The organism is Shewanella sp., assembly GCF_051658185.1.
Lineage (GTDB): Bacteria > Pseudomonadota > Gammaproteobacteria > Enterobacterales > Shewanellaceae > Shewanella.
Genome location: NZ_JBOFMC010000409.1, coordinates 1 through 11,244 on the forward strand (window position 1 = coordinate 1; position 11,244 = coordinate 11,244).

The 11,244-nt window shown below is 46.0% G+C and carries 7 protein-coding genes; 1 reads left to right on the plus strand and 6 read right to left on the minus strand.

Translation table 11 applies throughout. From position 1 onward, the window contains the following. Window positions 1-120: 120 nt before the first annotated feature. From ACRCZA_RS15180 to pnp, 6 genes are all read right to left on the minus strand, one after another. Window positions 121-948 (minus strand): outer membrane protein OmpK, encoded by an 828-nt coding sequence (locus ACRCZA_RS15180; protein ID WP_438675237.1) that lies wholly within the window; start codon window positions 946-948, stop codon window positions 121-123. Window positions 949-1,414: 466 nt separating this feature from the next. Further along, window positions 1,415-2,674, minus strand: coding sequence for a NupC/NupG family nucleoside CNT transporter (locus ACRCZA_RS15185; protein WP_438675231.1), 1,260 nt, complete (start codon window positions 2,672-2,674; stop codon window positions 1,415-1,417). Window positions 2,675-2,850: 176 nt separating this feature from the next. Then, window positions 2,851-3,615, minus strand: coding sequence for a TatD family hydrolase (locus tag ACRCZA_RS15190; protein WP_438675232.1), 765 nt, complete (start codon window positions 3,613-3,615; stop codon window positions 2,851-2,853). 356 nt (window positions 3,616-3,971) lie between these two features. Next, on the minus strand, window positions 3,972-5,552 hold the full coding sequence (prfC, locus tag ACRCZA_RS15195; protein ID WP_438675233.1) for a peptide chain release factor 3: 1,581 nt from the start codon (window positions 5,550-5,552) through the stop codon (window positions 3,972-3,974). 98 nt (window positions 5,553-5,650) lie between these two features. Beyond that, the gene (gene nlpI, locus ACRCZA_RS15200; protein ID WP_438675234.1) at window positions 5,651-6,553 is read right to left on the minus strand and encodes a lipoprotein NlpI; all 903 of its coding nucleotides are present in this window, start codon (window positions 6,551-6,553) and stop codon (window positions 5,651-5,653) included. A gap of 209 nt (window positions 6,554-6,762) precedes the next feature. Further along, entirely contained in the window at window positions 6,763-8,862 is a 2,100-nt protein-coding gene (pnp, locus tag ACRCZA_RS15205) for a polyribonucleotide nucleotidyltransferase (RefSeq protein ID WP_438675235.1), read from the minus strand. A gap of 261 nt (window positions 8,863-9,123) precedes the next feature. Between pnp and ACRCZA_RS15210 the strand changes: the two genes are divergently transcribed. Then, a complete protein-coding gene (locus ACRCZA_RS15210) occupies window positions 9,124-11,172 on the plus strand; it encodes a putative bifunctional diguanylate cyclase/phosphodiesterase (RefSeq protein WP_438675236.1) in 2,049 nt (682 codons plus the stop codon). The last annotated feature ends 72 nt before the right edge of the window (window positions 11,173-11,244 follow it).

Here is an 11,244-nt window from a genome sequence, read left to right on the forward strand (position 1 = left end):
CGAGAAAAACATAAACCTTATATAAACTCACAGGATAGATGGTGCATAAGTTTAGATAAGGATTATGACAAGTTAAATGCGAAGCCGCATCATGCGGCTTCGACAAACTTCACAGGTCGATTAGAACTTGTAAGTCGCACTAAAGTAGTGCGCAACACCAGTTGACTTAAAGCCATCAGAATCAGCAATTAAGTAAACATCGCTATAAGCTTTTAAGCCATAACCAAGGGCAAATTGCTCAGAGTGCCAGTAGATACCATTGAACATAGCACCACCATGAGTGGCCTTACCGGTGGCACCATTAAACTCAGAATCAGCACCAAACTGATAATCTAAGTAACCTTGATAAGAAATGAATGAGCCGTTATCAAAGTTAATGAAAGGCTTGAACCAGTTCATAGAGAACTGATAACCGTTCCAGTCTTTAGCCTGAATTTCATAGTACTTATAAAGATTCATGCTAACTTTGCCAAACCAAGGCACCATAACATCCGCACCAATACCTACAGAAGCGTTGTTTACGTCACCAGCGCCTGGACCGTACAGGTTGGCATCACCACCACCCCAGTTGAACAAAGTGGTTAAATAAACCTCTTGAACTGGACCCCAAGATAAATCTTTCCCCGTAATCGCATCAAGAGAGAAACGAGGGGCAAGTTTAAGGAACATCTTTGGAGAACCCGCTTTATCACTACCAGAACGTTCAGTAGGGTTAAAAATATCTAAATAACCATACAAATCAACGATACCAGAACGACCGCCGAACTCCATTTCGATATAATCATGGTCACTTTCACCTGGAAGCTCATTCATGGCATACATGTAGTTAAACTGCATCCAGTTGTAATCGCCTGCATGAATATCTTGACCGCGATCCGCAGCAACGGCATTACCAGACAGTGCAGCAACGGCTGTTGCAGCTAAAGCTAAAGTTTTAACGTTTTTCATCATCAACCCCATTTATCTTGTTTGCTACCCAGTTAAGGCAGCCTTCTTTTTGTGGCGCCCGCATTCTACCTAGATGAAAGAAAATCTCAATAATCTAGCGTTAAATCACGAACACAATATTTTTTATTGTGAACAACATCGCGACTTCTGCCTCAGGCTTGATGAATATCACCCAGTGCCCGGCCGTAGGGGTCAGAACCTCGTGCCAGTGACACTCTATTCAGCACACAATTGGCGATACACTCATTGGCGACATACTATCCGCAGCAGCAGACGATGCATCTGCAGCACACTATGAACATCTATTGATGTACTATCAGTCAGTTATCAGCCTGTGTACTATCAGCCTGTGTACTATCACAGCCTGAGAAATCAGCATTGCTGGAAAATGGTTGAATTAACCTTAGGCCCTCCCCGTCGCGAGTAGGGCCTAATGTTTGGGAAGTTCCCAAGAAGTATTTTTAACTTAAATAGCTAAGAATAGACCTGCGATGGTCGCGCTCATTAAGTTCGCTAAAGAGCCCGCAATGACCGCACGGATCCCCAGTTTAGCTAAATCATGGCGACGGTTAGGCGCCATAGCACCTAAACCACCCAGCAGAATAGCAATTGAGGACAAGTTAGCAAAACCACACAACGCAAAGGACACAATGGCTTTGGTTCTGTCGGTCATGGCTAAACCTGTTTCGGCAACAACCATGCCACCATCGGCGATGTCTTTCAGGTATGGCGCAAAGTTTAAGTAAGCCACAAATTCGTTAACAACGATCTTTTGACCGATAAAAGAACCCGCAACCAGCGCTTCGTTCCAAGGCACACCGATAAGGAAGGCTAACGGCATGAAGATATAACCGAGGATCAGCTCAAGCGTTAAACCTTCCACGCCAAACCAACCGCCAACGCCACCGATGATGCCGTTGATCATGGCGATTAACCCCACAAAGGCTAACAGCATTGCACCAACGTTCAGGGCTAAATGCATACCTGATGAAGCACCTGCAGCAGCGGCATCTAACACGTTCGCTGGCTTATCAGGATCTTCTGGCAATTCATCCATATCGTTTTTAGCGGCTTCTGTTTCTGGGTGCATCAGCTTAGCCATTAATAGGCCACCTGGTGCCGCCATGAATGATGCCGCCACTAAGTATTCAATCGGCACGCCCATTTGTGCGTAACCGGCAAGAACTGAACCTGCGATTGAAGCAAGACCACCCACCATGATCGCAAACAGCTCTGATTGGGTCATCGTCGGAATGAATGGACGAACCACTAACGGCGCTTCAGTTTGACCAACGAAGATGTTAGCAGTCGCTGACATCGATTCAGTACGGCTTGTGCCTAATGCTTTTTGCAGACCACCACCGATGATACGGATGATCCACTGCATGATGCCTAAGTAGTACAGCACCGCGATCAGTGAAGAGAAGAACACGATAACGGGCAGCACGTTTACCGCGAAGATAAAGCCAAGTTTAAAGTTAGCTAAATCACCAAACAGGAAGCCGATACCGTTTTGTGCATAACCAATCACACTCGATACCGCATCCGATACACTTTTCAGAATATCTTTACCCACTGGCACCCATAATACAAAACCACCAAAGGCTGCCTGAATGGCTAATGCACCACCGACCGTGCGTAAATTAATTGCTTTTTTGTTATTCGATAGGAGGAAACCTATCGCGAGTAGGACAACCACCCCTACTAAACTCATCAATATATTCATCAACCATCATCCTATTGTTAACACTTTTTATTTATGTTGTTAACCAACCCATTTCCGCTTCAAATTATACCCGAGGAGAAGTCGAAAATCGTCGTTTGCTTCAAAATTTTGGAGTTTAATTTCAACAGCTTAGTGATAAATGCTAATGCGATGCACACCTGTTTAGCCAAAAACAGCTACAGCTCAAACAGTTGCGAGGCGTTCAGTTGCAACTGTTCTGATATTAGAACACATGATTTTTTTTGCAAATGAGCGATTTGCTGGATAAAAAACGCAGCATTCGCGGGTTCGTTGCGTTTTTCAGACACATTTTTAGGTGTCATTCCGGGGGAATCAGTTTCTAGGAGCAAGTGCTCAAGGGGGATTTCGCTGACGGTTTGATGCAACTTTTTCGCGTGGGGATCCATAATCAAGCCACCAATCCCCAACTTAAATCCTCGCTGAATGTAACTCCATGCCAGTTCTGGTCCACCGGAGAATCCATGGATCACCCCACCTTTGGCTAGTGAGTAGGTTTTTAAACAGGCTAATACCGCACCGTGGGCCTGCACACAATGCACAATCACGGGTAAATCAACCGCCTGAGCAAGCTCTAGCTGCGCCTCAAACAGCGCCAATTGTTGTGGCCAGCTTGCTCGATAACGCTTATCCAAGCCACATTCTCCTACCGCGACCAACTGCGGGCACAACAGATGTTCGTTAACCAGCGCCGTTAAAGCAGACATTCCAAGGTTGAGATCCTCCGGGCAAAACCAAGGATGAATACCTAATGCGTAATAAGCGTGGTATTGCTGGGCAAGAGCCAATTGTTTGTGCCAATGAGCGGGGGAAACGCCAGGAATAATCAGGTTATCAATCCCCGCCTCTCGCATGCGTAAAAAGACCGCATCACGGTCGGCATCAAATTCAGGAAAATCCAGATGCGCATGGGTATCTAGCATCGTCAGTAAATGACTCCCTTGGTGTTATACGGCTCGATGATGACCATTTTATTGGCCGGAAGCGACATACGCTAGCAAACACTTGCCGAACACTCGCTCAACATTTGCATAGTGCAGCAACATTTGCATAGTGCAACAACATTTGCATAGTGCAGCAACATTCGCCCAATCTCCGCAAAGTGCAGCAACACTCGCGGCGCACTTGGAATACCGATTTAGCGACAACCTCAAGCCAGGGCGCATCATCTAAACTCACTATGATTGAACAATGACATTCGCGATGGCGATCTTTGTCGTGCTCTAGCAACAAAAAAGGCGGTGATTCACCGCCTTTTAAACTTAAGTCACTTATCCGCTTAATGCTCGCGAGTTTTCGCAAACTCGATATCAGGATACCTTTCCATCGAAAGATTAAGGTTAACCATGGTTGGCGCAATGTAAGTTAAGTTATCACCACCATCGAGCGCTAGGTTTTGGCTGCACTTGCGGCGGAACTCTTCTAACTTACGCTCATCCTTACAGTACACCCAGCGCGCGGTTGAGACGCTAATACCTTCGTAAATGGCCTCTACGTTGTACTCGCTCTTTAAGCGGCCGACAACCACTTCAAACTGTAGGACACCCACCGCGCCCACGATTAAGTCATTGGTGTCTAATGGGCGAAAAACCTGCACCGCACCTTCTTCAGATAACTGAACGAGGCCCTTAAGCAATTGTTTTTGCTTGAGCGGATCACGCAAACGAATCCGGCGGAACATTTCAGGGGCAAAGTTTGGCACGCCAGTAAAGCGGAACTTTTCACCTTGAGTGAAAGTGTCACCAATACGGATAGTACCGTGGTTATGTAACCCAATAATATCGCCAGGATACGCCACTTCGGCACGCTCACGGTCGCCCGCCATAAAGGTTAAGGCATCACTTACGTTAACGTCCTTTCCGATACGAACATGGTGCATCTTCATACCCTGCTCATAGCGGCCAGAACAGACTCGCATAAAGGCTACGCGGTCACGATGCTTTGGATCCATGTTAGCTTGGATTTTAAACACAAAACCCGTGAATTTCTCTTCATCAGGCATGATCATCCGCGCATCACTTTCACGGGGCAACGGTTTGGGTGCCCACTCCACGATACCATCGAGGATATGGTCAACACCGAAGTTACCCAATGCCGTACCAAAGAACACGGGGGTTAACTCCCCCTTTAAGAAGGCTTGATGGTCAAATTCGTTGGATGCGCCACGAACCAGCTCCATTTCATCGCGTAAATCTGCGGCATAACTACCAATCGCTTTATCCAGCTCAGGGTTATTAATGCCTTCAATTACGCGACGTTCTTGGATAGTGTGCCCCATACCGCTTTGATATAACACGACTTCATCACGCAGAATATGGTAAACACCTTTAAACTCTTTACCGCTGCCAATGGGCCAAGTGATCGGCGCGCAAGCGATATTGAGAACGTTCTCAACCTCATCCATCAACTCGATAGGATCACGAATATCGCGGTCGAGCTTGTTCATAAAGGTAACGATTGGCGTATCACGCAGACGAGTCACTTCCATCAATTTGATGGTACGATCTTCCACCCCTTTAGCAGAGTCGATAACCATTAGACAGGAGTCGACCGCAGTGAGTGTGCGATAAGTATCTTCCGAGAAATCTTCGTGACCAGGAGTATCGAGTAGGTTAACGAGCGCGCCACCATAGGGAAACTGCATAACCGAGGTGGTAATCGAAATACCACGGTCCTTTTCCATTTCCATCCAGTCAGACTTAGCATGCTGACCCGATTTTTTGCCCTTAACAGTACCCGCTTTCTGCAGCGCGTTTCCGAATAACAGCACTTTTTCGGTAATGGTTGTTTTACCCGCGTCGGGGTGCGATATAATCGCGAAGGTGCGACGTTTATCGACCTCTACTTTATTGTCTGACATTTAACCTATGCACTCGTATCGCTAAAAAGGCGCAAATTATAGCGCCTCAGTGCCAACTTGGCTAGGTAAAGCCCAAGATGTCGCTTGGGCGATAATGCTTATTTTGTTGCCTCGAGCAAGCCTTTGACTTTAGCTAACTCAACTCGTGCATAGCGGTGTTCAACAAAATCATAAATATTGGTCGCCAGCGCCAAGCGCAAATAATTGGCGGCTTCTTGGTATTGTTTCTGCTCTATGGCCATTTTGGCGAAATAAAAATAGGCCTCACATAAACGCTCAGCATATTCTTTGGGCTGAGAAAGCCCTAGTTTAGCGGCAGCAAACACCTCCTCGCGACTTTTAACCCCTAAGTAATAATCAACAATCACCGTTGACCAAGCATCGGTTTCGAGCCCTTTGCGCTGTATTGCTAGCTGTTGTTTCGCTTCTGCCACATTGTCTTTAGAGGCAATTAAATAGAGCCATAGGGCGCGATAGCCATCCTTAGGATCTCCCTCAAAAAAGGCCTGCATATCCTTTATCGCCAGCTCGTTACGCTCACCATAATAGAGCGCAATACCGCGATTGAGATAGGCATAATCGTAATTAGGGGCTAATTCTAGCACTCCATCGAAGGCTTCATAGGCACTGTCATACTCACCTTCTTGGGTGTAATAAATTCCAAGGAAGTTGTAAGCATCCGCCAAATCTGGCTGCAATTTAAGTGCTTGCATAAAATCAATTCGTGCCAATAAGCGTAAGCCAACGCTGTCATATATCACACCGCGATCGTAGTGAAAGCGCGCGCGTTGCTCATTCGTTAATTCCGCTACCGCTAAAATCTCATTCAGCTTAGCCAAGGTCACTTCGACTTTATAATCGGGGATTACTGGTGCAATCACCAACTTACCTTGTACGTCATTTTGGTTTTCGAAAGGAGAAGGAGTGGTCGCACAACCAAATAACATCACACTGGCACCAGCCAACACAGCAATAACAGCGGTTCTAATTTTAAGACTCATCCATTTCTACCTTTTTAGATTCCCAACATCTGCACAAGAGTGCCCATAATAGCAATCCCACAACAGGACTGCTATTGAGGAATATGATTAAAAGTCATTTTATTAAAGCGCAGTAAACAAAAAAGGAGATCCATTGATCTCCTTTTATACTAGCCACTTAAATATTCATGGCCATATTTAGCGTATTGCTATACTCACGAATGAGATAATTATTCCGCCGCTGCGTCTTTAGTTTGCGCTTCTTTAATAGACAGTCTTACTCGGCCTTGACGATCCACTTCCATAACCTTAACGGTGACTTCTTGGTTCAGTTCAAGGTGGTCAGATACGTTCGCTACACGCTCATCGCTGATTTGCGAAATGTGCACCAAACCATCTTTGCCCGGTAGAATGTTAACGAAAGCACCAAAATCAACGATACGGATCACTTTACCGTTATAGATACGGCCCACTTCGACTTCTGAAGTGATTTCTTCAATACGGCGAATCGCTTCTTTGGTTGCTTCACCATTTGAAGAGGCAATCTTCACAGTGCCGTCATCTTCCAGTTCAATCGTGGTGCCAGTTTCTTCGGTCAGAGCACGGATCACTGCGCCGCCTTTACCAATCACATCACGGATTTTCTCTGGGTTAATCTTGATGGTGGTAATACGTGGAGCGTGATCAGAGATATCTGCACGGTGTGAACCAATGGCTTGATCCATCACATTCAGGATATGCACACGTGCGCCGTAGGCTTGTTGCAGTGCGATTTCCATGATTTCTTTGGTGATACCTTCGATCTTGATATCCATCTGCAGTGCAGTCACACCATCACGGGTACCAGCCACTTTAAAGTCCATATCACCTAAGTGGTCTTCATCACCTAAGATGTCAGAAAGAACGACGAAGTCATCGCCTTCCTTCACTAGACCCATAGCAATACCCGCTACAGAAGTCTTGATAGGTACACCCGCATCCATCAGCGCTAACGAAGTACCACATACTGACGCCATTGAGCTTGAACCGTTAGATTCAGTGATTTCAGACACCACTCGCACGCTATATGGGAATTCCGCAGCAGACGGCATCACCGCATTAATACCACGCCATGCAAGCTTGCCATGACCGATTTCGCGGCGCTTAGGCGAGCCAACCATACCGGTTTCACCCACAGAGTAAGGAGGGAAGTTGTAATGCAGCATGAAACGGTTAGTGCGCTCACCCATGATGCTGTCAATTTTCTGTGCATCACGCTCGGTACCTAAAGTACAAGTGACTAGAGCTTGGGTTTCACCACGAGTAAACAGTGCACTACCGTGAGTACGCGGCAATACGCCCGCTAACACACTTAATGCGCGGATCATATCCGGTTCACGGCCATCGATACGCGGCTCACCACGAATGATGCGACCACGAACCACATTTTTCTCTAAATTCGACAGCAAGTTGTCTACTTCACGTAAATCAACATCGGGATTGCTCGCCAACAACGCTTCTTTAGTGGCTGCTTTAACCACAGCGACTTGAGCATAACGATCTTGTTTTACTTGAATTTTATACGCATCACCTAGACCTTCTTCAGCCAAGGTTTTAATTTGTGCGACTAAAGCTTCATCATCTACCGGTGCAGTCCAATCCCACATTGGCTTACCCGCTTCTGCTTTAAATTCAGCAATCGCGTTGATAACCACTTGTTGTTGATCATGACCGTAAACCACAGCACCTAACATCACTTCTTCTGGTAATGCTTGAGCTTCGGATTCCACCATTAATACCGCGCTTTCGGTACCCGCAACCACGAGGTTCAGTTGGCTCGTTTCAATTTGAGCAACTGTCGGGTTAAGCACATATTCGCCATTAATGTAACCCACGCGCGCCGCACCTAAAGGACCGCTGAAAGGGATCCCTGAAATAGCCAGCGCAGCTGAGGTACCAATCATTGAAATGATATCTGGTTCGATTTGCGGATCGACAGATACTACAGTAATGATCACTTGGACTTCGTTTTTGAAACCATTAGGGAAAAGAGGACGAATTGGGCGGTCGATCAGACGAGCAATTAATGTTTCATCTTCTGAAGGACGACCTTCACGCTTAAAGAAACCACCAGGAATCTTACCTGCTGCGTAGGTTTTTTCTTGATAGTTAACAGTCAGAGGGAAAAAGTCACGACCGGCTTCGGCTTCTTTTTTACCAACAACAGTGACCAACACTGTCGTGTCACCCATACTCGCTAACACAGCGGCATCAGCTTGACGCGCTATTACACCTGTTTCCAGGGTGACTGTATGTTGACCATACTCAAAACTCTTTACAATTGGATTCACGTGACCCATTCCTTAATTAATGACCTTGAATTACGCGCGTAAGTATACTGCAATAATGAACAATAGATAAAGAGCAGATCATGATGACAAACGGTTATCTTTTAACTAAAGTGGACAAACCAACAAAGCGTTATAAGGTAAATTGCCCTCCAAAAAGCACCGTAAATTTGTAAAAAGCAGTGCCAAAATAACCCAATGCAAAAAACGATAATCAGAACAACAATCTCTTACTGACAAAAATAATCATAAAGGATGAGATGCATGACAGGCCGCTTTAAATCACTGACATGGAAACAGACCAATCTCGTCGTATTTACTGCGCTCTTTTTCGCCATTGCGATTTTTGTCATTGAAATCGCACTCGTGGTTATCACTACCAAACAGCAACTCACCAGCGCGCAGCAAGAACTGCTCGATTCCGTTGAGCAGCCCGCCGCCAATGCTGTTTGGGCCCTAGACGATAATCTCGCAAGGCAAACTTTAGAAGGGGCCACTAAAGTGGAGCATGTCGGCTCTGCGTTAATCGAGCTTGATGATCGTTCGCTGTTTGTATCTGTCAGCAATCACAAAAAGAATAATTCCCCACTGTTTATCAGCCTCAGCAATAAACTGTTTGATGATTTAAAAGAAATTTCCCGGCCATTATACCGTCCCTTTAATTTTGAAGGCACTCAGAAACAGCAGCTTATCGGTACGCTTACGCTGTTTTATGATACTCAAGAATTAACAAATACCCTGTTCTCCCAACTCAAACTCGGATTTCTAGCAACGCTAGCACGAGCATTATTGCTCACCTTAGTGCTGTCGGTGGTATTTCATCGCTTCTTAACTCAACCCATTGCCCGCATCAGTGAGGCTATTGATAAGATTGAACCAGACTCCCCGGATCAACACCTCCTTCCCATGTCAAACGCCCACAAGGATGATGAACTGGGGTTAGTGACCGCAAAATTTAACCAAATTCTGATCCAATTTAGCCAGACCCAATCAAAACTCCGTAAAATGGCAACCCGAGATCCCTTAACAGGCCTGCCCAATCGCACCTTATTGCTCGAAACCATTGCCGTCACCATTCAACGTTCCCGGGTGCATAAGAGTCATTTTGCACTGATGTTTATCGACTTAGATCGCTTTAAAAATATCAATGACTCTTTAGGCCATGCCGTTGGCGACCAATTTTTAGCCCGAATTGCTCGAGTGCTTGAACGCGTAGTCGGCGACAAAGGCACGATTTCTCGCCTCGGAGGCGATGAGTTTGTGGTGTTAGCCGACTCAGTGCAATCACCCGATCAAGCCGCCGACTTTGTCGATAAACTGCTGCTGCAACTGAATGTGCCTATCCAACTTAACGAACACGCGATTCATCCTGCAGCCTCGATTGGCATCGCCATTTACCCTGAAGATGGCAGTTGTGCAGAAGATCTTATTCGCCATGCTGATATCGCCATGTACAGCGCCAAAGCGGCCGGTTCCAACCAATGGTGCTTCTTTAAACATCAGATGACTGAACGTGCTGCCGTCCGCTTACGCACCGAAGCATCGCTACACGATGCGCTGAAAAACAATGAATTTTTACTCTATTTTCAACCTAAATTCGATTTGAATACCGGTAAAGTTATCGCTTGTGAAGCGCTGATCCGCTGGCATAAAGAGGGACGGTTAATCAGCCCGATGTCCTTTATCCCCGTAGCCGAAGAAACTGGGATTATTATTCCGATTGGCCGCTGGGTCATTGAACAAAGCTGTAAGACATTAAGAGATTGGCAAAAGCGCTTTAACTACGCCATTCCTATCGCCATCAATGTGGCTTCTCAGCAATTTGCTGATGCTAGCCTCGTTTCTGATATCAAACAAATGGCGCTGCGCTATCAAATCCAACCGGAATTATTAGAGCTAGAAATCACTGAAACCTCGTTAATGAATGACATAGAACTCGCTATCGCGAAGCTAGAGCAACTCAAATCCACAGGGTTTGGCATTGCGGTGGATGATTTTGGTACCGGCTATTCCTCATTGTCATATTTACGCCACCTCCCCATCACGACAATGAAAATTGATCGCTGTTTTGTGTCCGATTTACCCAGTGATAGTGCCATTGCCTCGACCATTTTAATGCTCGGTAAGCAGCTTAATTTAACCATTGTCGCCGAAGGGATTGAAAACGAGTTACAGCTAGATTGGCTCAAGGCAAATCAATGTCAGATTGGCCAGGGGTTCTATTTTAGCCAGCCGCTACCACAGGCTGAGTTTGAGGCTCTTTATATCGCCGAACAAACGGCCAGCATCACTCATATCGAGAGTAAACGGTAGAAGGTAGAAGGTAGACGGTAGACGGTAGAAGGTAGACGGTAGACGGTAGAAGGTAGAAGGTAGACGGTAGAC

What these genes read in the sequence shown, in the direction of transcription:
- ACRCZA_RS15190 (WP_438675232.1), bottom strand. Translation starts at nt 3,615, where the DNA reads ATGCTAGATACCCATGCGCATCTGGATTTTCCTGAATTTGATGCCGAC.
- ACRCZA_RS15210 (WP_438675236.1), top strand. Translation starts at nt 9,124, where the DNA reads ATGACAGGCCGCTTTAAATCACTGACATGGAAACAGACCAATCTCGTC.
- ACRCZA_RS15185 (WP_438675231.1), bottom strand. Translation starts at nt 2,674, where the DNA reads ATGAATATATTGATGAGTTTAGTAGGGGTGGTTGTCCTACTCGCGATA.
- ACRCZA_RS15180 (WP_438675237.1), bottom strand. Translation starts at nt 948, where the DNA reads ATGAAAAACGTTAAAACTTTAGCTTTAGCTGCAACAGCCGTTGCTGCA.
- nlpI (WP_438675234.1), bottom strand. Translation starts at nt 6,553, where the DNA reads ATGAGTCTTAAAATTAGAACCGCTGTTATTGCTGTGTTGGCTGGTGCC.
- prfC (WP_438675233.1), bottom strand. Translation starts at nt 5,552, where the DNA reads ATGTCAGACAATAAAGTAGAGGTCGATAAACGTCGCACCTTCGCGATT.